Origin of the sequence: Paenibacillus residui, from assembly GCF_042677205.1 — a bacterium.
GTDB classification, from domain to species: domain Bacteria; phylum Bacillota; class Bacilli; order Paenibacillales; family NBRC-103111; genus Paenibacillus_L; species Paenibacillus_L residui.
Genome location: NZ_JBHTIU010000010.1, coordinates 47,512 through 72,999 on the forward strand (window position 1 = coordinate 47,512; position 25,488 = coordinate 72,999).

15 protein-coding genes are annotated in these 25,488 nt (G+C 52.4%); 8 read left to right on the plus strand and 7 right to left on the minus strand.

All coding sequences use genetic code 11. From position 1 onward, the window contains the following. Positions 1-140 precede the first annotated feature (140 nt). From ACFQ03_RS03500 to ACFQ03_RS03510, 3 genes are all read right to left on the minus strand, one after another. A complete protein-coding gene (locus ACFQ03_RS03500) occupies positions 141-980 on the minus strand; it encodes a sulfurtransferase (RefSeq protein ID WP_144939650.1) in 840 nt (279 codons plus the stop codon). A gap of 65 nt (positions 981-1,045) precedes the next feature. Next, positions 1,046-2,848, minus strand: coding sequence for an ABC transporter ATP-binding protein (locus ACFQ03_RS03505; protein WP_379286086.1), 1,803 nt, complete (start codon positions 2,846-2,848; stop codon positions 1,046-1,048). Beyond that, on the minus strand, positions 2,826-4,601 hold the full coding sequence (locus tag ACFQ03_RS03510; RefSeq protein WP_379286088.1) for an ABC transporter transmembrane domain-containing protein: 1,776 nt from the start codon (positions 4,599-4,601) through the stop codon (positions 2,826-2,828). Before ACFQ03_RS03510 ends, ACFQ03_RS03505 begins: the two co-directional genes overlap by 23 nt. A gap of 545 nt (positions 4,602-5,146) precedes the next feature. On the opposite strand from ACFQ03_RS03510, the gene ACFQ03_RS03515 reads away from it, so the two are divergent. The 3 genes from ACFQ03_RS03515 to ACFQ03_RS03525 all read left to right on the plus strand — a co-directional run bounded on the left by ACFQ03_RS03515 (position 5,147) and on the right by ACFQ03_RS03525 (position 11,670). Then, complete coding sequence (locus tag ACFQ03_RS03515) at positions 5,147-5,641, plus strand: GNAT family N-acetyltransferase (protein ID WP_144939644.1); 495 nt, start codon at positions 5,147-5,149, stop codon at positions 5,639-5,641. Positions 5,642-7,204: 1,563 nt separating this feature from the next. Next, the gene (locus ACFQ03_RS03520) at positions 7,205-8,791 is read left to right on the plus strand and encodes an SWIM zinc finger family protein (protein WP_379286091.1); all 1,587 of its coding nucleotides are present in this window, start codon (positions 7,205-7,207) and stop codon (positions 8,789-8,791) included. Then, the gene (locus ACFQ03_RS03525) at positions 8,788-11,670 is read left to right on the plus strand and encodes a DEAD/DEAH box helicase (protein WP_144941986.1); all 2,883 of its coding nucleotides are present in this window, start codon (positions 8,788-8,790) and stop codon (positions 11,668-11,670) included. Before ACFQ03_RS03520 ends, ACFQ03_RS03525 begins: the two co-directional genes overlap by 4 nt. Positions 11,671-12,338: 668 nt before the next feature. Here ACFQ03_RS03525 and ACFQ03_RS03530 read toward each other — a convergent pair. Both ACFQ03_RS03530 and ACFQ03_RS03535 read right to left on the minus strand, forming a co-directional pair. After that, a complete protein-coding gene (locus tag ACFQ03_RS03530) occupies positions 12,339-13,298 on the minus strand; it encodes an MraY family glycosyltransferase (RefSeq protein ID WP_144942044.1) in 960 nt (319 codons plus the stop codon). 207 nt (positions 13,299-13,505) lie between these two features. Beyond that, the gene (locus tag ACFQ03_RS03535) at positions 13,506-16,715 is read right to left on the minus strand and encodes an Ig-like domain-containing protein (protein ID WP_379286094.1); all 3,210 of its coding nucleotides are present in this window, start codon (positions 16,713-16,715) and stop codon (positions 13,506-13,508) included. Between the two features lie 306 nt (positions 16,716-17,021). Between ACFQ03_RS03535 and ACFQ03_RS03540 the strand changes: the two genes are divergently transcribed. From ACFQ03_RS03540 to ACFQ03_RS03555, 4 genes are all read left to right on the plus strand, one after another. Beyond that, positions 17,022-17,351 carry an ArsR/SmtB family transcription factor gene (locus tag ACFQ03_RS03540; RefSeq protein WP_144941212.1) on the plus strand — a complete coding sequence of 110 codons (330 nt, stop codon included), beginning with the start codon at positions 17,022-17,024 and terminating at the stop codon, positions 17,349-17,351. Between the two features lie 64 nt (positions 17,352-17,415). Then, positions 17,416-19,560, plus strand: a complete 2,145-nt coding sequence (locus ACFQ03_RS03545; RefSeq protein WP_379286096.1) for a heavy metal translocating P-type ATPase — start codon at positions 17,416-17,418, stop codon at positions 19,558-19,560. 154 nt (positions 19,561-19,714) lie between these two features. After that, complete coding sequence (locus tag ACFQ03_RS03550) at positions 19,715-20,656, plus strand: YihY/virulence factor BrkB family protein (protein ID WP_260982223.1); 942 nt, start codon at positions 19,715-19,717, stop codon at positions 20,654-20,656. Positions 20,657-20,858: 202 nt separating this feature from the next. Next, positions 20,859-22,991 carry a transglycosylase domain-containing protein gene (locus ACFQ03_RS03555; RefSeq protein ID WP_379286098.1) on the plus strand — a complete coding sequence of 711 codons (2,133 nt, stop codon included), beginning with the start codon at positions 20,859-20,861 and terminating at the stop codon, positions 22,989-22,991. Between the two features lie 646 nt (positions 22,992-23,637). On the opposite strand, the gene ACFQ03_RS03560 is transcribed toward ACFQ03_RS03555, so the two are convergent. Both ACFQ03_RS03560 and ACFQ03_RS03565 read right to left on the minus strand, forming a co-directional pair. Then, positions 23,638-24,429, minus strand: coding sequence for an endonuclease/exonuclease/phosphatase family protein (locus ACFQ03_RS03560; RefSeq protein ID WP_379286100.1), 792 nt, complete (start codon positions 24,427-24,429; stop codon positions 23,638-23,640). A gap of 151 nt (positions 24,430-24,580) precedes the next feature. After that, positions 24,581-24,748, minus strand: coding sequence for a hypothetical protein (locus tag ACFQ03_RS03565; protein WP_186328491.1), 168 nt, complete (start codon positions 24,746-24,748; stop codon positions 24,581-24,583). A gap of 182 nt (positions 24,749-24,930) precedes the next feature. Here ACFQ03_RS03565 and ACFQ03_RS03570 point away from each other — a divergent pair, with 182 nt between their 5' ends. Then, positions 24,931-25,458, plus strand: coding sequence for a DUF2179 domain-containing protein (locus tag ACFQ03_RS03570; RefSeq protein WP_144941204.1), 528 nt, complete (start codon positions 24,931-24,933; stop codon positions 25,456-25,458). The last annotated feature ends 30 nt before the right edge of the window (positions 25,459-25,488 follow it).

Consider the following 25,488-nt stretch of genomic DNA (forward strand, 5'->3'; position numbering starts at 1 on the left):
TACCATTAAAGATGATCATAAATCACTATCGCACGCCTCTTGTTTGCAAGCTGTTTACAGAAGAACCCAAAGAGAGCCGCAACAGTTCGCCTATCGGCATTCTGTCACAGCCCCGAGACTTATCTCAAGTTTCCTCTTTTTTAAGCCTCTTCCCCCGTCGCAACCGGGTTATCTTCATAGCTGACCCAATCGCTCCAGCTTCCGGAATACAGCTTCACCTGATTAAATCCCGCTTCCGTCAACGCCAATATATTAGGACAAGCGGTCACTCCCGACCCGCAGTAAACGATAATTTCCTCCGCCGAAGACAGGGCCGCGAATCTTTCACGCTGGTCTTCTCCCGCTTTCCAGCGCCCCGTTTCGTCCAAAGCATCCTTCCAGAAATAATTCCGTGCTCCAGGAATGTGTCCGGCTACCCGGTCCAATGGTTCCTCCAGGCCCAGATAGCGCCGTGCGTCACGGGAATCGATCAGCACCGTATCCTTCCGTCCCAGACGATCCCGCACATCCTCCATGCTGACAAGCATAGGAGTCTGCACTTGGGGGACGAAAGAACGGGCAGACCGTGCAGTTGCTTCCTGGCTGACCGGATATCCCGCTTCTTTCCATTGAGAGAAGCTTTCATCCAGAATACGGACCTGCGAATGTCCCATAAATTTCAGCAGCCACCAGAATCGGGAGGCCATCGCCCCGCCCTGGTCATCATAAGCGACGACCTGGACCGTATCGTCTATCCCCGCTGCGCCGAGCTTAAGGGCGAGTGTTCCCAGATCAGGCAGAGGATGCCTTCCCCCATGCTCCTTGATCGGACCGGACAAATCCTCCTCCAGATCGAAATAAACAGCCCCTGGAATATGACCTTCCTCATAAGCCCGTCTTCCTGCCTCCGGATTGCCCAGCACGAACCGGCAATCTACCACAACGACATGGTCATCCTGCAAGTGTTCGCGCAACCATTCTTTAGAAACCAGATTGGACATCGGCTCACATCCCTTTTCTTTTTATTATAACGGTCTTTCCTGCCTCGCCACAATTCATCCCGGCTTCAGTCGTTCAGGCCGCTTCCGGACAGCGTAGGTTCCTCCACTGACTCGGTCGCTCCCTGCTGAAGCCGATACATTGTATAGTATAGCCCTTTCTTCTGAATGAGCTCCTGATGCGTACCCCTCTCGACAATCTCTCCTTGATGCAGAACAAGGATCAAATCGGCATCCTGGATCGTCGATAACCGGTGGGCTACCGCGATCGTCGTGCGGCCTTCCCTCATTCTTGCCAGGGCCGCCTGGATCGCTTCCTCTGTTTCCGTATCGACATGGGCAGTCGCTTCGTCCAGAAGCAGAATCGCCGGCTGCCTTGCCATCGTCCGGGCGAAGGAAAGCAGCTGCCGCTGGCCGCTGGACAAAGTAGCCCCCCGCTCGACGACCGGCTCCTCATAGCCATTGGGAAGCCTGCGGATGAACGAATCGAGCTGCACGAGCTCGGCCGCCTCATAGATGGCCTCATCACTGACGGTGCCATCCAGCAGACTGATATTCTCCCGGACCGTCCCGGTGAACAGGAACGGATCCTGCAGCACAAGCCCCATCTTCCGGCGCAGCTCTTCGTTCGAATACCGGGACAAGGGGACGGAGTCAATGCGGATTTCTCCTCCCTTTATCGCATAAAAGTTGAGCAGCAAATTGATAATCGAGCTTTTGCCGCTTCCCGTATGGCCGACCAAAGCGACCGTCTGACCGGGCATCGCCGTAAACGAGATGTTCTTGAGTACATCCGTCTTGCCGTCGTAAGAGAAAGTGACGGAATCGAATTCAATCCGCCCCTCCCGAATGACCGGCCGGTCGCTTTCGGTACCCTTGCTTTTTTCATGATCCGGCCGATCTCCCGGAGACCACTTCTCGGAGTCCAGCAGCTCGAACACCCGCTCACCGGCAATCAAAGCCTGCTGCAATTGGGCAAGCCGCATCATCATCATGTTGACCGGCTCGAAAAAACGGTCCAAATAGTTAATAAAAGCGTACAAAACCCCGATTTCAATCACTCCGTCGAACGATTCCCTGCCGAAAAAGTAAACGACCAGCATCAGGGCAAAGATGCGGAGCAAATCGACCGCCGGACGCAGCAGCAGCCCGTTCAGGCGAATATTTTTAAGAGAGGCCGAATAATATTCTCCGTTAATTTTGGCGAAGCGGTTTTGCAGTCTTTTCTCCTGTCTCAAAGCCTGGATAATGTTCATCCCCTGCAAGGACTCGTTAAGGATTGCATTCAATTGTCCCAGCTTTTCCCTGGAGACGCGAAACACCTTGGAGCTGAGCCGGCGGAAAACATTCATCAGCACCAGCAACACCGGAAGCAGAAGCAGACAAATCGTGGCCAGGCGGACATCCAGCACAAACATGGCGGCAAAGATCCCGAGCAAAAACACAATATTCTGCACGAAGGTAGACAGAACGCTGACATACAAATCCTTGACCGCTTCCGTATCGTTCGTAATCCGGGACACCAAACCTCCGGCCGCCGTCCGGTCGAAGAATGACAAGCCCAGGTGCTGGGTTTTGCCAAACACATCCGACCGCAATTGATGAACGATCTTGAGCGCTATCTTTTGGAAGGAAAATAGCTGAAAATATTGCAAAATAACGGAACTCAAGTGCAGGAGCAGGTATCCGGCAGCCAGCCCGATCAAAGCCCCGAGCGGAAACCATCTGGGCTCTAAATAGTCATCTATGAAAATCTTCACCAGATATGGGCCGGCGAGATCGGCGAGAGTTCCGAACAGCAGCAGGATAAAAGCGACCGCAAGCGATTTGCGGTGGGGCTTGGCATATTTAATCAAGCGGCGGACGACCATGCTCGGCACCTCCTTGCAGCACTAGCGATTCCAACTGCTGGCGGCGGTACATCTGTGCATACCATCCGTCAGCCGCCATCAGCTCATCATGCGTTCCTTGCTCGATGAGTCGTCCTTCTTCCAGCACGAGAATGAGATCCGCGCGCTCTACGGCGCTCAGCCGATGCGCAGCGATCAGGGTCGTGCTGTTATGGCGATCCTCGCGGAGCGAATCGATGATCGCCTTCTCGGTGCGCGCATCCACAGCGGACAGCGCATCATCCAGCAGCAGTAGCTCCGGCCGCAGCAGAAGCGCCCGGGCGATGGACAGCCGCTGCTTCTGGCCGCCCGACAGCGTCACGCCGCGTTCCCCGACCACCGTGTCGTAGCCGTCGGGGAAGCGGACGATGTCATCGTGCACGGCGGCGATCCGGGCCGCCGCTTCGATCTCTTCGGCCGTTGCTTCCGGCCGGCCGAAGGCGATGTTCTCGGCAATCGTGGCCGAGAACAATACGTGCTCCTGCGGCACATAACCGATCGCACGGCGAAGCGCCTCCAGCCGGAAGTCGTAGATCGACTTCCCGCCTATGGCGATGTCGCCATCGTTGAGGTCGAATTCCCGCAGGAGCAATCGCAGCAGCGTCGACTTGCCGCTGCCGAGGCGCCCGACGATCCCGAGCGTCTTGCCGCGCCCGAGCCGGAAGCTTATCCCGGTGAGGGCCGGCTCCGAGTACCCGGGATAGCGGAACGAGTCGATCTCCACCGTCAAATCTCCGCAGGGAGATTCGGAAGATGCCCCTTCCCGCTCCTGCACTTCGGATTTAGTATTCAGCAGCGACTGAACCCGTTCATAGGAGGCTCTCCCACGTTCCATAATATTGAATAAATATCCGATCGCCAGCATCGGCCAGATCAAGTGACCCAAATAAATGGTGAACTGTGTCAGCTCGCCGAGCGTCAATTGGCCGTCAACGACCAGCTTGGCGCCATAAGCAACGGACAGAAAGAACGACAGGCCGACAATGAGCGAAATCGTCGGGTCGAAGAGAGCGTCCACCTTGGCGACCGCTACATTTTTCTCCACCGCTTGCTCCGACAGACGGTTAAACCCTTTCTTCTCCTCTTCCTCCTGACCGAAAGCCTTGACGACGCGAATTCCGGAGATATTCTCCTGCACCTTGTCATTCAAGGTCGAGAAGGCGGCCTGTGCCGCATGAAACCGTTCATGGAGCAAATTGCCGTAATAACTGGTGGACCAGGCAATGAACGGCATAGGGAGCAAAGCTACTATCGTCAGCTTCCAATCGATAAACACGGCCATCGTTGCAACGACCATCAAGCCCATCACAAGCGAATCGACCAGGGTCAGCACCCCTTCCCCGGCCGTCAGTTCAATCGCCAGAATATCGTTGGTCGCATGCGCCATCAGATCACCGGTTCTTTTCTGCTGATAAAACCGCGGAGACAAGCCGGTAAAATGCTGATACAGCCGATTGCGCAGCACTTGGCTGAGTCTCGCAGCAGAACCGTAGATCATAACCCTCCAGACATACCGCAGCACATACATCAACCCGGCAATAACGGCCAGAAGCGCGAGCCATCCGAACATCTCACTCCCTGTCAACGTTCCGGCCGCGATCCCGTCCACCATCACTCCGATGATATAGGGCGGAAGCAGAATAAGCAGACTGACCACAATCAACGTAAAGATACCGCCCAAGTACCTCGCTTTTTCCATGCGAAAAAACCACATCAAATCGATAAATACACGCATAAGTTCACCCATTCATTTGGTTAAAATGTTGGAAGACTCCCGGGAGTCATTCTCGCGCAGAGGTTCCAGGCCGGCAGCCTGCTAAGGCAAACCGAACGCACTTGGCTCGGATTGCAAGGAAATGCATTATCCATAACAATGAAAAAATATATCTATTAATCATGAAAGGCTCCTTGTTAGCTGGGCATGACAAATAAAGGAGCCTATTCCCTGCCTCCGCTCTCCGATAGAAGAACGAAATGCCAAAACGTTCCACCGCTTTGCATCCGCTTCAGTATAAATGTAACAGTGAAGTTTATTTATAAGATAAGCTGCTGCTTCGGTTCAATCGATCAACGACGATAGGACTTAACTGCTATATGCTGTTATTGTAGAATACAACCCCATCTTTTTCCATCCCTATTTCCAGAACTAAATAGATACTTAGGAGCTTGGTTTTTACCTTCCTGGCATAGGTTGTCGATGATAAAATGGAAAGAAGACCCCCTAGCAGCACAAGTAATTTTTTATGGGGGAGGGTTCAAATCGGTCTGGAGGATATCCCTATGAAGACAATACCAACATTCCATATCGCCCCGCTAAGCTTGCGGCAGTGCGAGGAAATCTGCAGTTGGATCTACGAACCGCCTTACGATTTATATAACTGGAAGCCGTGGACGGAAATGCTGGAGGAACAGAACGAATTTGCCGACCCCTCTATTCGTAAGGAGCAGTATGCGGCTGTCATGGACGAAGCCGGCGTTTTGTGCGGATTCGCACAGTTCTTTCCCCTGACCGGCGTCATTCGCCTCGGATTGGGAATGAGGCCCGACCTGCGCGGCCAAGGACTCGGGGTCCCTTTTGTTAAAGCAATAGTTCGGGAAGCAGTCTCCAGGGGGCCCTCGCAGGAAATCGATCTGGAAGTGCTCGTATGGAACGAGCGCGCGATTAAGGTATATTCTAAAGCCGGCTTTGTTATTACAGATAGATATACTCGAAACACCCCTACCGGACCGGCGGAGTTTTACTGTATGGTCTACTCAGAAGACGATCAGGCTTAACCCTAGTTGCGGGATACTGACTCCTTTCTCAAACATCAGAAGGCTAGGGCGACCCTTACTATATTGCTTAAACTCTTGAGGTAAACCGTTTTGGCCACTGCGCTGACCACCCACTACGCAGCGCCTTACCCTTGTTATCCGTCCTTTGGACTGTTATCCCGTTCACTCAGTTAGCCTGTTTACCTGGCCAATAGCTCCTTTCTCCGTCCTTTGGACTGTTATCCCGTTTGCTCAGTTACCCTGTTTACCTGGCCAATAGCTCCTTTCTCCGTCCTTTGGACTGTTATCCCGTTTGCTCAGTTACCCTGTTTACCTGGCCAATAGCTCCTTTCTCCGCCCTGTGGATGTTATCCCGTTCGCTCAGTTACCCTGTTTACCTGGCCAATAGCTCCTTTCTCCGCCCTTTGGCTGATATCCCGTTCGCTCAGTTACTCTGTTTACCGGGCCAGTAGCTCCTTTCTCCGCCCTTTGGCTGTTATCCCGTTCGCTCAGTTACCCTGTTTACCTGGCCAATAGCTCCTTTCTCCGCCCTTTGGCTGATATCCCGTTCGCTCAGTTACCTTGTTTTCCACGCCTGTGACACCATTTCTCCGTTCTTCCGGCTGATACCCCATTCACTCAGTAACATCCGGAGATGGACTCCGACCTTGAATAGATTTTTATAGATGATGGGAGCTGGCGATGGAGACGGGGCATCCTGCTTTTACTGAGTCAAAGGGATAACCGTCCAAATTACCTTGAAAATCCGTCTATTTTACCGTCTGCAGGCATCGTTGCAAGTGGAGCGGCACGTCTAACTGTATTTTGTACAGGTAGATTCAAGCGAATGGGCGAAAATGATCAAACTAACTGGATAAACTACAGTTAAAAATGGGCAATTCTGGGCGAAACGGCTGTTTTGGCGCAAACTAGCTGTAGGTTTTCCAGTTAGTTTCCATATTTCTTCCGAATATAGAAATCTAACTGTATGAAATCCATTTAGTTTTCAAATTTCACACTATTGAAGCAATTCAACTCTATTCTACCTTGAAAATCCATCCATTTTCATCATCTGCTGGTGCCGCGGTCAAAGGCATGGGGGTCTAAATGGAAAATAGTTTGCGCGAAAAAGGCGGTATCAACAAAAAACCGCGATTCTAAATGTACTTTTTCTTACTTTTTCCATTTACTTCATTCATTTTCTGCCATTGGCTTGAATCGACCTACATAAAATACAGCTAAATCAAATGCCTCTCACCGATTTATAGCCGCTGCTGATTTCCGAGGTTCCGACGTGGAATCGAAGGCATTCGAAAGCAAAAGCAATGGTTTTCTATTTGTGCAACACCAATCAAATCAACCGATTTTGCTCTGTTAAGGTTGAGTAATAAGTTATAACCTTAAGTATTATAAAAGAGTTATCAGGCATTTTAGCAAAAAAACCGGCAGGTTATTAATTACTTCTATAGAAACAAAAACCTTAGGAAGATATGGTTATAAATTCAACTCACCCTAAGCATATTAATGCAAAATCTGATACTATAGAAGGTAAGCCTTTTTTTGCTTACGGAGGGTTTAAAACAGATGCCAAGGTTCAAACTTGCCAAAAACCGGATGAACCTGTTGATTGACAAATTGCAGAACCGGTTTGATCCGGAAACGCTGGAACAAGGATGGGAGCATTATCATAAGGGATTCGTAGCCAAGCTGACGCTGCAGCATGGTTACATTCTGCATGCCATCGTTCATGGAGTGGAGCCTTATGATGTCAAGATCGATCTCGAGCAGTTCGAACGAAGCGAATGCACCTGCCCGAGTACCGGCGAATGCGCCCACATGGCCGCCGCTATCTTCATGGCTTATACGGCACACGGCAGACCCGAGCTGCTCCTGATTCAACTGAAGCACACTCTGCTCACACGAACCAAGGCCGTACGTGCCGCCGGCAGGGCCAAATCGGAAGAGCATCCGATGATTCCGGGACCGGGAGACCTTCCTGCACAGTGGCATAAAGTTTTTGACCAGCGTTTTTACGGTTTTACTCTGAGCCATCAGCATTCTGTAGATACATTCTATTCGGCGGCTGTCGATTCTCTGCTCCCGTTTGCCCAAACGTGGAACGAGGGGATCCGTTCGCTGTACCGATTGCATATCTATCTGTTTATTCTTAGAAAGATAGACGATTTTCACCAAACTCACCAAACGACTTATTTGTCTACCTATCACGTAGCCGGAAGCCGGAACGCCGCCATGAGAGCCCTTCAAGAAATAACCCAGTGGACGAAGCAGGCCGATCCCCATCCGATTTCACGGCAGCATGAGGGGCATTGGCAGGACACCATCCGGCTTGTGAGGGAATGGTCACTGCGCGGTAAACCGGGACCGGTGCCTTGGCTGGACGTCTATCGGACACTGTGGGGTCAATGGTTTGAACAAGTGGAGGAGCCGACCAAGGAACGCCACCGGCTGAAGCACATGCTCGGCCCGTCCGGCCTCCCGTCCCGCCAAGAGGATATTTTGCGCCTGGCTCTGGCCCATTTCGACATCTCCGGCGGAGACGATGAGACGGCCATTCATTCTCTGAACCGGCTGCATAACCGGCAAATCGGGGATTTTCTGTTCGTGCTGCAGCAGCTTCACCAGGCGGAAGCCCCGGATCGGCTGCTGCGTTGGCTGCGCTGGCTGCTCCCGTTGATGCCGAGGCTTAAGCAGGATGAATTCCATACGCTGTGCGGTTACTGGGTAGAAGCGATGAAGCATCAGCCTTCAGACGAGGAATGGATACGCGTCATGATCGCCATGCTGCCCAGAAGCTATACTTATTACACCGATTACTTGATGAAACACGGCCGCTTCCGGCAATGGGCAGACCTTCAATTGGCAAATTCCGTCGATCCGGCCAACCTCTATCCTGATGAAATCAAAGCGGTGGAGGCATCCGATCCGGAGCTGCTGCTGCCTATCTATCATCAATCCGTGGAACGGATGATCCAGGAGAAAACCCGGCTTTCTTATAAAACGGCCGTCCGTCTGCTCCGAACTCTGCATCTTCTATACGAGAAGCTGGACCGGCTGGACCGCTGGCAGCTGTATATCGAATTGCTGTCGGATAAATATTCCCGTCTGCGCGCTTTCCAGCAAGAACTGCAGAAAGGACAGTGGCTGTCATGATCGCTAACACTTCCTATACCGTTCATTCCAGATGGATACCTTCCGGTTCTTTCTTCCTGTGGGGAAGCCGCAAGATCGGGGGAATGGTCGATGCCTTCGAATTGAAGCAGGGTCTGTTCGCCTGGCATTCCCCCTCCTTCTACGGAATGACTATAGATACCGATGAATTTGACGGCAAGGAAGGGATCCTGCTGCCGGCCGAGCTGGCGCTGGATTTCCTGTCCGATCCTCCTTGCCCGGTCCATGGGCTAATGGAGTGGGAGCCTGAGCTCAAAGAATTAATGAGGCTGGCCCCTCACATTCAGGAAGCTCTGAAGCACGGGCGCTTCATGCCCGATTTCGCCAAGTGGAGCAAGGGGGAGCCCGGATGGAAGCTGGAGCTTCCTCCTGAGGCGCTCCCGCTCCTGTCCCCGTCCGCCAAGGAGTGGGCCGATCGGCTCATCGCGAGCCGGGTCCAAGACCAGCCGGAGCTGAGGGAAGCACTCAGCCGGCTGGAGCGAACCTATGGACGGCTCGGGCAGGAGCCTTCCGAAGCCCCGGTCTGGCGGGACGAGGAAGACTGGCTGATCGCGATCGGCTGGAAGAGCGATCCCCGCCCGTTCCGCACCTGCCTGCAGCTCCTCGAGCCCGAGAATGGGCTCGGCTGGCGCTTGCAGGTGCTGCTGCAGGACCGCGAAGACGCGGCGGTCCTGGTCCCCGTCGACGACCGTGCCGTGCCGGTCGACGAAGCTGCCGCCCTGCCCGAGAGCTGGCAGGCGGAGCTGGACCGCGCAGCGGGAGATGTGCAGCAGTGGCTGCGCATGCTCCCGTCTCTGCGCGACAAGCGCGAGCCCGACCGTCTGCGGCGGGAGGAACTGACCCACGACGAAGCGTGGGAGTTCCTCAGCCAGGGCAGCCTGCGGCTCGCAGAGGCCGGCTTCGCGGTCTTCCTGCCTGCCTGGTGGCAGCGCGTCAGGAAGCTGAAGCCGCGGATGAAGGCCCGGCTCCGTTCCGGCGCCGGGCCGCAGGGCGATTCGCTGCTCGGCCTCAATCAGCTCATGCGCTTCGACTGGCGCTTTGCCGTTGGAGACCTGGAAATGACGGAGGACGAGTTTCAGGAGCTTCTCCGGCACAACCAGCGGCTGGTCCGCTTTCGCGGCCAGTGGGTGCTGCTCGATCCGGCCCAGATCGCCCAAATCCGCGAGGTCATGAAGCGAATGAAGCCAAGCGAAGGCTTGACCTTCCGCGACATCCTCGAGCTTCATCTCAAGGAAACCTATGCGCAGAAGACCGAAGAAGACGGGGCGAGCGACGGTGACATTCGTCTGGAACTGGAGCTGACGGAGCACCTGCAGCATTTAATGGCCCAGTTCAAGCAGTTGGAGGCTATCCCGCTTGCGGAGGTGCCGGACAGCTTCCAAGGCTCGCTTCGCCCCTACCAGCGCGAAGGAGTCTCATGGATGCTCTTTCTCCGTCGCTTCGGACTTGGCGGCTGTCTCGCCGATGACATGGGCCTGGGCAAGACGATCCAGTGGATCTCTTACCTTCTGACGGTGAAAGACCAGCTGCACTGCACCGCTCCTTCACTGCTGATCTGTCCTACCTCCGTCCTTGGCAATTGGCAGAAGGAGCTTAGAAGGTTCGCGCCTTCCCTTAACGTTCGGCTGCATTACGGACCGAATCGCCATAAGGGAGAGCGCTTTGCCTCCTGGGCCGGGAACGCGGATCTTGTGCTGACTTCTTACAACCTGGCTCATCTGGACGAGGAAGAGCTCCGCTCTGTCACCTGGGACTCCATCTGTCTCGATGAAGCCCAGAATATCAAGAACGCCCATACGAAGCAGTCGTCCTCGATTCGCAGGCTTGAAGGCGGACATCGGATGGCCCTGACCGGAACACCCATCGAGAACCGGTTGACGGAGCTATGGTCCATCTTCGACTTCTTGAATCCGGGGTACCTCGGCTCTCTGCGGGAGTTCACGGGCAAGTTCGCCCATACGATCGAGCGCTCCAGCGATCCGGCCGCCCTGCAGGCTGTGCAAAGCTTGATCCGGCCCTTTCTGCTGCGTAGAGTCAAGAAAGATCCGGCTATTCAGCTTGATCTTCCCGATAAATACGAGTCCAAAACATACGTCTCGTTAACAGCCGAGCAGGCTTCCTTATACGAAAATCATATCCAGGAAATGTTCGAGCGGCTTAACCGGCTAAGCGCCATGGAACGAAGAGGGCTGATTCTCTCTTCGCTAACCAAGCTGAAGCAGCTCTGCAACCATCCGGCCCTGCTCTTGAAGGAGCCCGCGCCCATCCAATGGGAGAACCGTTCCAACAAAGTCGACCGTCTGCTGGAGATGGTCGGCGAGCTGCGGCAGGAAGGGGACCGCTGCCTGATCTTTACGCAATATATTGAGACGGGGAAAATGCTTCAATCCATCCTAAGCAGCACTCTGCAGGAACCGGTCATGTTTCTGCACGGCGGCACCCCGAGAATGGTTCGCGAGCAGATGATTGCGCGATTCCAAGGATATCCGGCCTCCGAGCATGAACCGGCGGACACCGGGAACCCCGAGCCATGCGGGATTTTCCTGCTCTCGCTGAAGGCAGGCGGGACCGGGCTTAATCTGACAGCGGCGAACCATGTCTTTCACTTCGACCGCTGGTGGAATCCGGCCGTTGAGAATCAGGCCACGGACCGGGCCTTCCGCATCGGACAAACGAGAGATGTTCAAGTGCACAAGTTCGTCACCTTGGGCACGCTGGAGGAAAGGATCGATGAAATGATCGAGCGGAAGCAAAGTCTCAGCCAGCAAATCGTCGGCAGCGGCGAGAATTGGATTACCGAGCTCTCCACGGAGGAGCTGGAAGATCTCTTCCGCTTGAGACATGACTGGATTGAAGTATGATTAGGCACTGCCGGAACGTTGTTCCGACTAAACGGCATAACAAAAAAGGCTGCTCCCCATGATATGCTTCGGGGTGCGGCCTTTTTAAGTTTACTTGGGTACGACAGCGCGTTTACAGCGAAGGAGTCAAAAAGGCCGGCTGAACAGGAACGGAAGCTTTATCGTACAGCCTTGAGAGGGCTTGGGAAAATGAACGGACCTGAGAGACCCTATTTCGTCAAATTAGGCGGTTTTTTTAGACTAACGGACACAAAAGCGCTTATTGCATAGAATTCCCCTACTTTCGCGGGCAGTTCTTGGAAATAACGTCATCTGAGTCCGTTAAAGTTAGCGAAAGGCCCTTCCGGAGCGATTAAGGTATCTGAGGTCCGTTAAAAACCAAACCGTGCAGGTTAACCCGGTATTAGAGGTGACTTTTTATGCCAATAGGAATTCTTCTCTTTAAAGAACTTAACAATTTCTATATGGTAAAAAAAGCTCCTAACGGAGCCTCTTCGAAGATGAATAACCCGGTTTTAAAGGTAGCTTTTTATGCCAATTAGAAAGTTGTTCCATTTTAATGCTTTAATGAACTTAAACTTTCTAATGTGGTAATAAAAAGAACCCGCCGGTGCGCGGGTTCCTTTGCCATGTATTCTTATTGGGTCGGCCGTAGAAGACCTCTATACTTATACCTGAAGCAGCAGAAGAATAATCGAGGTCAGACTAAAGCATACACTGACCAGACATAAGAAGGTAACGATTTGCTTCGGGTTCAGCCCGGCGGACAGCAGCCGGTAATGAATCTGGGTGGCGTCCGCTTTGTAGATCGGCTTGCCGTCCTTAAACCTCTTGAGAACGACAAAAATATTGTCGAATATCGGCACACCCAGTGCCAGGATCGGTATGAATAACGACAGCACGGTCGCTTGCTTGAAGGCTCCGTCCAAAGCAATGACGCTCAGGATGAAGCCGAGGAAAGTGGCTCCTGCATCCCCCATATAGATCTTCGCCGGGGGCTTGTTGTATTTCAAATACCCGAGGCCGACTCCCACGAGAGTAATGGCCATAATTGCGGAATCGCTCTGGCCCATAGTGACGGCCACGATAAACAAGGTCATTGCCGAAATTACGGACAGCCCGCCGGCCAACCCATCCATCCCGTCGGAGAAATTGATAACGGTCGTCACTCCGAAAATCCACGTAACGGTCAGCAGAAATTGGAGAACGGTCGGCAGAACGACCATCTGCTCGGTAAACGGGTTGTAGAATCCGACAAACACGATACCGGCCTGATAAATGAGATAGGCGGCAAAGATCTGCACCAAAAACTTGGGCCAAGCCGGAAATTCCTTGCCCTGGGTCTTGTACCAATCATCGATCGTACCGATGGCGAGGATCAGCAGGGAGCCCGCCAGCACAGCCACAGTCTCTTCCCACGGCGCCTCGTTAAAAAGCAGATAGGAAACGACAAATCCGACAAAAATGGCGATGCCGGCCGTTAACGGAACCGGCTCTTTATGTAACTTCCTGGCATTATTTTCTTTAGGCTTGTCCACGAAGTCGATTTTAATTGCAAAACGTCTCAGAAGAGGAATAGACAAATAAACGATAAAAAGTGCTAATAGAAAAGCGGCAAGATAATGAATGACTGCTCCTCCTTCCTAAATTGCTAAAGGAAATATATTGCAGAGCCAGAATCATTATATCATGTTCCTGCCGCTTATTTAAATAAAAGTTTTGTTTTTCCGACAAACCCCGGCAGTCTTTGTGCCGCTCTTCGCCATTCCGGACGCTCTCCGCCCGGGCATCCGCACAGCTTCGCACGGGATTTGTCGACACCTGCATCGGCAGGCTTATTTATTTTTCCCTTTGCCGTTGTCGTTGTTAAAGACTTTGACCCGGATGACCGCCTTCTTCCCTCCGTATTCGACCGTAATGTCGGCGCGGCCCGGCTTGAGCGCGGTCACCAGCCCCGTTTCGGACACATCGGCTACCCGTACATGAGAGGAGCGGAAGGAATCTGCGGTGACCCGTTCGCGGGTTCCGTCCGAATAGACGGCTGTCACTTCCGTTTGATGGGTTTGTCCGACAATCAGGCTGTAATCGTTATCGTCCACTTCGATGCTTACTAATTGTGCCGCCGGAGTGACCCGGACCAAGGTCTCCGCCGCCCGATTCCCGTATACGGCTGTAATGACCGATTCTCCCTGTCTAAGGCCGGTTAATGTGCCGTCCGCAGCTACGGAGACAACCTCCGGCCGGTTGGAGCGGTATTCAACACCTGAGCCGGGAACGCTGCGGCTGCCGTCCGAATAGATCGCCGTCAGGCGGGGGTGTACGGATTCCCCGGTACGAAGCACATATTCGTCTCGTTCGAATTCGAGGCCTGTCAGCTCCGCCTCATTCCGCGTTACTCTAACCGTTTGGCTGTTCGTTTTTCTTCCATCGACCCACACATCTATCCGGATGGTATTCAATCCCGGCCGCAGATCCACCCGGCCAACGAAATCGCCGTATTCGTCCATTTCCGCCTGCATGCCGTTCAGTGTCACCTGTGCCCTTCCCGGCCCCAGCACCTGAACATTCCCTTTCATTTCAAGCACGGAATCAGAGGTGGTGATTCCGTCATAGTCCAGATGTCCGCGCAGCGCGGCCGCCCTGGCGAGATCCCCTTCGCTGTATACGTAAGCCAGAAGCTGGCGCAAGGTCCGAACACCGTCATTGTCAAGGGCGGAGATGACGAAGCCTCCATTCGGAATCACGCTGTTATTCGGCCGGTTGCCGCTCCAATTCCAACGGATCGCCTGCTGTTTGTTGACGACATCCAGCACCTTGCCGTCGGCGCCGACAACTACTTCAACCCCGTAGCTTCCCGACGTTCCCGTAGTCGGTCCGAATTCATCCGAATAGACGGCGATCGTGCCAATTCCCCGATTTTGGTTATAGAAATCCGCTTCTATATACCCGTCAGCGACATACTGCCGCAAATGCTCGGGAAGCTCATACTGGTCCGGGATGCTGAGGCCAAGCTGGTACGGCTTGACATAAGGCCGGTCTTCCAGCGCCGCTTTTTGCACATCCCAATTAATGACGGACAGATCAAACAGCTTAATGCCGTTGGTAAATTTGAGCGCGGCCTGGAATGATTCGCGTTGATCCTCGGGGTCCGGAAGCTGTTGAAGCTGAAAACCGGCATAAACCGGAAATTCTTCTTCCAGAAGCGTATGGATCATGGTAATGCCCCGCTTGACGGCCGAAGGCGTATTATAATAAGTGCCGAGAATCATATAATCAAAGATGTCCTTGGTGCCGAAGCCGGTTTGGGTATACTCCTCCGTATATAGCTCCGCCAGCGGCAGACCCAACCTGGAATCATACGGAATATTGGGATTGGCCCAGTTCTGCCCTACCTCGTAATAAGATGAGTACCAGGAGCCCATGGAGATGGCGAACGGAATTTGCTTCCCGGTTTCCGTATTGATCTGATCGATCCTCTCCCGCAAATTAATGAAAAATTGCTTGGAAACAGTGGAACGGTAAGTCAGCCAATCATAAAACAACGGTCCGTTAACGGTCTTCATATAATTGCCCTGTTCATCATACTGGTGCTCCATAACGTCTTGAGGCCATCGCTGCAATGATTTTCCTTTGCCGGCCAAATAGCTTTCGAACTGCAGCCTCGATAGGTCGCTGAAATCGGCATAGAGGTTATCATATCTGGCCCTGTCCAGCACAATCCCGTCGACATCATAATAGCGCATCACTTCTTCTATAACCTTCATCTGATATTGCTGTGCGCGTTCATTCGCCGGATTCAGAAAGTATACCGAAGGCTTATATCGGCTCTGCCGGATCGGAACGATTCTTCCTCCGTCCTCCGGACGGTAGACCCATTCCTCGAAATCGGCGAATTGCTCCGGGGTAAGACCGGTATCGACTGCAGTGCCGGAGCCATACAGATTGAAGACCGCATCAATTCTTAGTCCAAGCTCCCGGGAATGATCGATAAAAACCTGCAGAACGTCCATGTCCGCCGGAACTCCTCTCTTGGAAGGTTCCGTTATCCGGCTGATGTGGGGAATTCCCGAAATTTCGTTATGCAGATAGGAAGCGAATCCTTCGTGTCCTTTCACCGGAAAAGCGACCGCCGTCACCCCGGCCTCCTTGGCCTTGACCAGCATTCTGCGCACCGCCTCGGAGGAAGGGTACTTGTTAAGATTGGTCGATTGCTCAATCCACAAGTACACCTCCCGTTCATCATGCAGCCGCATATAACGATAGACAACGACCGAGAACCGGTTCTGAATCACCTCTCCCCGCTTCACCCTCACCTCGATATAATTCGTTTGCGGCTCCAAGTCGACTTCATGGGTAAAGGTGCCGTCATCCCGGATCGATACAGGCTGATTCGCAATGAAGATTTGATAAGAGCCTTCTTTATCATAGTTGGTGAGCTTTCCCGACAATATCGCCCGGCTTTGGTCTTGGGGAACCGTAAACATGTTATCCTGATCCAAGATCAGCGTAGAGGGCTGGGCCAGCTCTTCGGTCCTGCTCTTAAACTCCTCGATCGTTACGGCTTGTCCATCCAGTTTAAGCTTGACCTTATCACCGACGTCGAAATTTTCGGCGGCGAATTTTTTGAAGCCCTTCTGCTGATAAGAATCGTCTACAGCCAGAAGAACGAAGCCTCCCGCGGGGATCTCCAGGTTGGGCGAATCCTGCCAGATCGGGGTTGCTCCCGGAGCAGGGGCCTTGTTGGCTACTTGGGTGACCGTGAAGCTGCTGTCTACTTGCACGGCTACATTATATTTACTCGTGTTGTTTGTTCTTTCTCCATAACGGTCCGTCAGCACCGCCAAGTAATCGCCGGAACCCGGTGCGTCCACTACCTGGATTTCTCTAGATATTCCGGAAGCGGTTTCGATTTCAATCTTAAGCAATTGTGATGCGGGCTCGTTGTTCCCGTTCTCGTCCATGGCGTCCCACGCCCCTGCCTGTCCGGCTCCCGCCAGACCAAAGACTAACGATAGCAATAGCAACCAATATACCTTTGTCCTCATTGCTTTTCCCTCCTTAAGGGTTAGACCGATGAATGGTGGGCCTTTATCGTATTCTTCCTTCCCCATTTCCCTCCTTTCACTTGCAAAAAATTCCTCCTCTCCCATCTTTACCAAAAGTATACTTCTAGAAATAGTAAATGACTATTTGAAAGCGATTACTTTTTCTGGTACTTTCATTACTTTGTTTGTTCTCGTATTATGATGTATCCTCATCGGCAGGATTTGACAGAATGCCCATTTTGGTTTATTATATGAACACATATTCATATTATCATATATAGTATAGATAACAAGGAGGCTGCCGAAATGGATGAAACCTCGAAAACCGACAACACTATCCATTGTAAGGAATTAGACGACGAAACGCTGTTTATCGTTTCCCAGACCTTCAAAGCGTTATCCGATTCCACCCGGATCCGCATTTTATATTTAATCTCGCAAAAGGAATGTTCAGTGAATGAAATTGCGGAAGAGCTGTCCCTCCTGCAGTCCACTGTATCCCATCAACTTCGTTTTCTTAAAAATTTGCGGCTGGTCAAGTTCCGCAGAGCAGGAACCACTTTGTTCTACTCAATAGACGATCAGCACGTTATCGATTTGCTGAATGAGGCCATCGATCACGCATGCCATGATTAGCTGTGCCAATAGAAAACCGACAACGTTCCTGCATTGATTCCTATACCGTCTGGAGGGATGTCCTATGAAAACCTATAAAGTCGGCGGACTTTCCTGTGCGCATTGCACCAGCAAATTAGAGGCCCGGATTCAGAAATTGGAGCATGGAGAAACGGCCGCCCTCTCCTACAGCAGCGGCCGGCTTCTGGTCGACGAGCAGATACCTTACGGGCAAATCCAGAAAATATTGAAGGAAGAAGGAGCTTATATCGAACACGAGGATGACGAGGAGAAATCCTTGCACCGTTCCGGCGATTCTACCGGCGCCCATTCGGCTCATGAGCATACCGATTCCTCATCCGTCCGGGTATCTTGGTGGAACAGCAAGACAGAGCTTGTTTTATCGGCGGTTCTTTATGTATTGGCGCTTGTTCTGGAAAGCTATCTGCCCTTATACCTTATCATTGCCTTATTCATTGTCTCTGCGCTGCTCAGCGGTCGGACTACCTTTATTAAAGGGGCTAAACGCCTGTTCCGGCTTGAATTTACGATCGATACGCTAATGACGATCGCTTTGGTCGGAGCAGCCGCTATCGGCGAATGGAAGGAAGCCGCCCTTGTCGCCATTCTCTTCGGTCTGAATGAACATCTGGAAGGATTGGGTATGGAGAAGGCCAGACGGTCTATGGATGCCCTTCTCAAGACGGCTCCCCGTGAGGCGATCTTGATTAAAGGTACAGCAGAGCAGGTCGTGCCCGTAACCTCCCTTCAAGCAGGCGATCTGGTTCTGGTGCGGCCGGGGGATCAGATTCCTTCCGACGGCGTAATTGTTGAGGGAGTCAGTTCCGTTAACGAAGCGGCGATTACCGGAGAATCTCTTCCCGTTGACAAGGGACCGGATCAGGCAGTCTTCGGAGGAAGCCTTAATAATGAAGGTGTCCTGAAGATACGGATCGAGAAGCGTTACGAGGATTCCTCCCTGGCCCAAATTCTGCATCTGGTCCGGGAAGCCCAGGAAACGAAAACGCCCACGGAGCTGTTTATTAATCGCTTTGCCAAATACTATACGCCGCTCATCCTGGTCGTCTCCGCTCTCGTCATTCTGATTCCGCCGCTCTTCTTCGGTGGGAATTGGGTCGATTGGCTATACCAAGGCTTGGCCGTTCTCATCGTCGGCTGCCCTTGTGCCCTGATTCTGTCCTCCCCGGTCGCCATATTGTCCGGAATTACGAGAAATGCCCGGCACGGGATTCTGATCAAGGGCGGGGCGCATCTTGAGCAATTGGGCAAGATCGACACGATCGCCTTCGATAAGACCGGGACGCTCACGACGGGCAGGCCTTATGTGGAACAGATGATTGCCTATGATCAGGAACGCTTTCTGAAAGCCGCCGCCGCTATGGAGAAATCGTCTTCGCATCCGCTGGCCCTGGCCATTCTTAGGGAAGCGGAACGGAACGGAATTTTGCCGGCGGATGCCGAACAATCGGAGACCATTCCGGGACAAGGCATCACCGCCATAGTGGAGGGAGAGCGCTACTGGATCGGCAATGAGAAGAGCCTTGCTCACTTAAGCCTGCAAGCATCGGTGCAGGAAGACATTGAGAAGCTGAAGGCCGATGGCCACACAATCGTCATCGTTTCCGATGAGGCCCGGGTGCTCGGCATGTTCGGGATTTCCGACGAGATCCGGCCCGAGAGCTCTGCCGTCATCTCCGCCCTGCATCGACTGGGTATCCGCCGGACCGTTATGCTGACCGGAGACCATCCGAAGTCGGCCGCCAAAGTGGCGAGAGTGACGGGAATCTCCGACACATACAGCGGCTTGATGCCCGGCGAGAAGGTCGACCTTGTGCGCAAGCTGTCTGCCGAAGGTGCTGTCGCCATGGTGGGCGATGGAATTAATGACGCGCCGGCCCTGGCGACCGCACGGCTTGGCATCGCCATGGGCAAAGGGACCGCCAGCGCGATCGAGACGGCCGACGTGGTGCTGATGCAGAACCACCTGGGCAAGCTGCCCGAGGCCATCTCGCTGGCCCGCCGCGTTAACCGCATCATCCGCTGGAATATCGGCCTGTCCCTCGGGCTGAAGCTAATCGCGCTGATTCTCGCTGTGCCCGGCTTGCTGACCTTATGGATAGCCATATTATCCGATATGGGAGCAACCATCCTCGTCACCTTAATCAGCCTCTCGATTCTCATTGAATCCAAGAAAGTGACCCATCCGTAGATTTTTCTGCGGCGGGTCGCTTTTTTTACGCTTGAACCATCCTTCTCGGAAGACGGTTGTTTCGCTGCGTCTATTTTTCTATAGTTATATATAAGACACATACTTCTCCGCCTGATTCATTATTCCTTGGCCGGGTAATAAGCTCTGACTTGGCTTGCCATATTCGAAGAAAGGAGGGGCACCCATCAAACGTTCCGTCTCTTTTCTATACCACCTGTATACCCGTTTCCAAGAGGATGAAGTGCCTGCTTTGGGAGCCCAGATGACCTATTATTTAATCCTGTCATTCTTCCCGTTCCTGATCTTCCTTGCCTCCTTGATCGGCTTCCTGCCGGTCACCCCGGAAGAGATGATCGAGTCGGCCGCCATCCTTCTTCCGCAGTTATCTACCCAAACCATCCTTACATACATGCACCAGCTTAAGCTGGAAAGCAGCGGAGCCCTGATGTCCATCGGAATGATTGCCGCTGTCTGGTCCGCTTCCAAAGGAACGATGGCTATCATGAAGGGACTGAACAAAGCTTATGGCGAGAAGGAGACCCGCCCTTATTGGAAGGTCCGGGGAATTTCCATCCTCTTCACCTTATTGATCACGTTCATCATCCTCTTCTGTCTCATCGTCCTTATCTTCGGGAAAGTGGTCAGCGAACACCTGCTTGCTCTGCTGCCGCTGCCTGAAGTCGCCAACGCCGTATGGAATGGGGCGAAGTATGCCATTCCGCTTGGAATCATGACCACGATTTTTATGATCCTATACCGGTTAAGCCCGAATCGGACGACGACCTGGAGAGAAACGGTGCCGGGAGCTTTGTTTACTACCGCCAGTTGGGTGGCCGTTTCGCTCCTGTTCTCTTTCTACGTCAATCATTTTTCCTCTTATTCGAAAACATACGGAAGCATAGGAGGAATGATTGTTTTTCTGATTTGGCTCTATATAAGCAGTACGATTATCGTGATTGGCGGCGAAATTAATGCGGCTCTCACTTTCCTGCGGGAAGGCAAAATCGATCCTCCCGACAAGCTCTTCTTCCTGCCCTTCCCCTGGAAAAGGAAAAAGAAAGATAAACCAAATGATCCACCCATTCGTTTGAACTAACGGATTCCCCGGCCGCGTTCGCCCGGATCCGCACCGGCGCGGAAAGATAGATGCACACAGAAAGCTTATGGAACAATCCGCCTCAAGGCGATCCCATAAGCCTATTCCCGGGCCCGCCACCAGTCTCCCGGACCGAAATCTGCCTTTACTTACGTATGTTATAGGGAACTTACTGCAGTATTTCGGCAAGGAGCATAACACCATGGTAAAAATACATATTCGATCCGCCAAGCAGCCGGCGCCGACCCAAGGCAAGAAATCGGCTCAAGGCAAGAAGCGCAAGCGGAAGTCCTCCCGGCCCCGGTGGGGTCTGCGCCTGTTCCTGGCCGCGTTGATGCTGTTCATCGCGTTATCGGTTACGGCTGCCGTAGGAATTGCCCAAGTAGATGTTTCTTCTTTGGAAAACCCGCTACCCCGCCCGTCATTCATCTATGACCGCTATGGGGAGAAGGCCTCGCAATTGTCCTCTTCCAGAATCATCCCTGTCTCTTTGGATCAAATTCCCGTTCATCTGCAAAATGCCATAGTAGCGGTGGAGGACAAGAGGTTCTATGAACACCCGGGAATCGATGTGCTGTCGATTGGCCGTGCGCTTATCCGGGACCTGCAATCCCAAAGCTGGGCAGAAGGCGGCAGCACCATAACCCAACAATTGGCCAAGAACATGTTTCTCTCCTCGGACAAGTCCCTTTCCAGGAAGCTGAGAGAAGCCGCCTATGCATTAAAAATAGATATGATCTATGATAAAAACGATATTTTGGAGCTTTATTTGAATAATGTTTATTTCGGGGAAGGCTCTTGGGGCGTACAATCGGCATCCAAGCGCTACTTCGGCAAGGAGGTCGGAGAGCTGTCACTGGAAGAAGCGGCACTGTTGGCCGGGCTGCCCAAAGCCCCAACCCACTACTCCCCCTTGAAAGACCGGGAGAAGGCGCTGGAGCGAAGAAATACCGTACTTGCTTTGATGAGAGAACAGCAATATATCTCTGAAGAAGAATATCAGATGGCCGTCTCCGCGCCAATCGTGCTATCCGTCGCACAGGAAGAAGGGCTGCAGGGGAAATACCCCTCTTACCGTGACTATGTTATCCAGGAAGCTGTTTCATTATATGGATTTACGGAAGAGCAGATTTTGACGGGCGGCTTGCAAATCTATACCGAGCTGGACCCGGCTGCACAGAATGCGGCGGAGGAGGTCTATATGGACGACCGCTTCTTCCCCGCCGGCAAGGAAGACCAGCAGATTCAGAGCGGTGTCGTCCTCCTGGACCATTCCAGCGGAGGAGTACGGGCATTAGTGGGCAACCGTGGCGAAGGAGTATTCAGAGGCTTCAATCGGGCCACCCAGTTAAAGAGACAGCCGGGCTCCGCCTTCAAGCCGATTGTCGTTTACGGTCCGGCTCTGGAGCGGGGATATACTCCCTACTCCCGGCTGTACGACGGTGAGCTGAATATCAACGGGTACCAACCGCGAAATTGGGACCACCGATATCGGGGACAGGTAACCCTGGCCGAAGCGGTGACTAATTCATGGAATATTCCGGCGGTCTGGCTGCTGAATGAAATCGGCATCGATGCCGGAATGGATTATGCCCGTTCGTTGGGCATCCCTCTGTCCGATGACGACCGCCATCTCAGCATAGCGCTCGGCGGATTGTCCGAAGGGGTGTCCCCGCTGCAGATGGCTCAAGCTTTCGGTGCCTTCGCCAATCAGGGGATGATGTACGAGGCCCATGCGATCACTAAAATTACGACCCAGGATGGGTATGTCCTGGTAGAGGCCCATGCTGAGCCCAAGCGAATAACGTCGCCGGAGCACGCCTACACGATGACCCGCCTGTTGGAAAATGTCGTCCGCTACGGCACCGGAACCAAGGCCCGGTTGGATCGTCCGACCGCCGGCAAAACGGGAACCACCCAGCTCCCGGATACCGAGGAATTCGCCGGTATTACCGGACCGGTTTCGAAAGACGCCTGGTTCGTCGGGTATACACCGGAGCTGACAGCGGCCGTCTGGCTGGGTTATGACAAAACCGATCGCAACCATTATCTGGAGTCATCCGGCTCGGAAGCCGCCGCTTCCTTGTTCCGGGAGATCATGTCCCGGGCATTGCAGGGAGTTCCGGTCCGGCCTTTCGAGGTCCCCGCTTCTTACCGTGATCATTGGAACTTGTGGACAGGCCAGGAACTGTTCCCCAACTGGAACAAGGATAAGGATAAGGATAAGGATAAGGATAGAGAAAAGGAGAAAAAAGAGGAAAAGAACAAGCCGAACCCGTCGAAAAACAAAAATAGCGACAAAGGAAAAGAAAACAGGAAAAAAGAAAAGGACTAATTAACTAAAAACCGCGCGCGACTCCCAGCGCGGTTGCACAAGTAGAAAACCATTACTTGTGGTGGATCCTCCACGGTCTAACTGTATTTTATGCAGGTAAATTTAAGCGAATGGCGGAAAATGATTAAAGTAAATGGAAAAACTACATTTAGAATCAAGGCTTTTTGCTGAAACCGCCTTTTTTGCACAAACTAGCTGTAGTTTTTCCATTTAGTTTCCATCATTCGCTTCGGAGGGCACAAACTAACTGTATGAAATCCAGTTAGACACGCCATTCTGCGAGAGACTGCTTGACACGGCAACAGCAGAAAATATAAATAGGCGGATTTTTCACTTAGTTTCCATCATTCGCTTCAGAGAGTACAAACTAACTGTATGAAATCCAGTTAGACGCGCCATTCTGCGAGAGACTGCTTGACACGGCAACAGCAGAAAATATAAATAGACGGATTTTCCATTTAGTTTCCATCATTCGCTTCAGAGAGTACAAACTAACTGTATGAAATCCCGTTAGAGCGCCATTCTGCGAGAGACTGCTTGTACGACACCAGCACATGGCCCATGCAGCGACTGCTCGATTGATCATACTCTCCCGGAAAACAACCGCATCTAACTACGGATGAACCGCCGACTTGGGCGCCGTCTCCTAAAGTGTAAGCCGATAGGTTCCCGTTACCGGCAGATGATCGGAGACGACGCGGCTGATTCTCTCGGCACCGATGAGCGTTATCTGTGTGGAAGAGAACACGTAATCAATCCGCTTGGTAAGCCGATAGCCGGACGGGTCCTCTCCGGACAGATCCTTCTCCAGCAAGGTAGGCTCGTCTTGGAGGCCGAACGGTTCAAAAGCATCCTGAAACACTTCTTTCAATTTCAGAATTTCCGGGCTGGATGGCTCGGCATTAAAATCTCCCGTCAACAAGACCGGCTCGGGACTTTGGCCATATTTCCGGATAATCCAGTCTACCTGGGCTTTGCGTTCCTGTTCACCTAGCCCCAGATGGGTATTTAAGAACAAGACGGGCCGGCCTTCCACATCCAGAATGGTCTCCAGCAGCCCTCTCGGCTCATTATGGTGTCCTTCGCTTGTCTCCCCGGGAAGCGGGTAATTATGCTGCCGAACGATAGGAAACCGGCTTAAGATCAAGGTGCCGTACTCCCGGTCCGGTTCGTCTGCCGATGAAGATTCCAGCCTAAGATTGGGGCCATAGGCATAATTCATGTTCAAAGCTTCAGCCAGAAGCCGGCCTTGATCTTCATACCCGCTTCGTTCGGAGAAATGCTTGTCTACTTCCTGCATTCCCACCACATCGGCCCCGCTATCGCGGATGACCTCCGCTATGCGCCCCAAGTCCAGCCGGCCGTCCAGCAGCCCTTCCCCATGATAAATATTGAAAGACATCACTTTGATGACTGCGAAATTGTGAACCCCGCCCATACTGCCACCTCTCCATACTTATAATCTTGCTCGAAATTGAAAATACTTCTTTACTGTCAACAACATACCATATCTGTGGCTTGAAGCGAATTCATTTTATACAAAAAAGGCCACAAAAAAACCTGAGATCCGTACATCCCAGGTTTTATTATTACGGCCGGTTTGTCGATTTGGCCTTATCCGATTTAACCGAGTAATCTTTATGAATGTGATATAATCCGCGGTAATTTTGCTTTAGATGGCGAATCACTTCTTCTCTCTTCCTAAGCTCGGTCTCATTGGCCGGTTTGACGGGCCGCAGCAATTCCATAACCAACATTTCTTCACCTCATCACGAGAATTCACAACAAAATCATTGTATTCATCAATATCTGATTTATGACCGGCTTTTTGGCAGCCGGTACAAAATAGGCGAAGGGCATAAGAGGCATCCTAGTTACATACTGGAAGGTAAAGGGTAATAACCGTTGACTATCTTTTTTTAGGAAGGGGTTCGATATCTTGCTTGGAAACTCCATTCTCTTGACCATCATTATTATCAACATCGTGTACGTATCCTTGTTCACCGTTCGGATTATACTAGTCATGAAATCGAGAAGGCTGCTCGCTTCATTAATCAGCATGCTGGAAGTCTTTATTTATCTGATGGGCTTAAATATTGTCTTAAATAATATCGATCAGCCGCTAAATCTGATTGCCTACTGCGTCGGCTGGGGAAGCGGCGTCTGGCTTGGCATCCGAATTGAGGAGTGGCTGGCGCTCGGTTATTCCACCGTGCAAATTGTAGTCAACTCTGCTGAAACCAGCCTGCCTGCCCGGTTGAGGGATAAAGGGTACGGGGTAACCAGTTGGACCGCTGAAGGAAGGGATGGCCCGCGCCTGGTTATGCAGGTATTGGCCAAACGCAGCAACGAGAAGAAGCTGCTGCAGTATATTCAGGAGTTTGCTCCCAAAGCATTCGTCATTTCTTACGAGCCCCGTTTCTTTCGCGGCGGATTTTGGACCAAGAGGCTCCATGAACGGGAATAATGTCACTCATTTTTTCCATTTTTCTGTTTC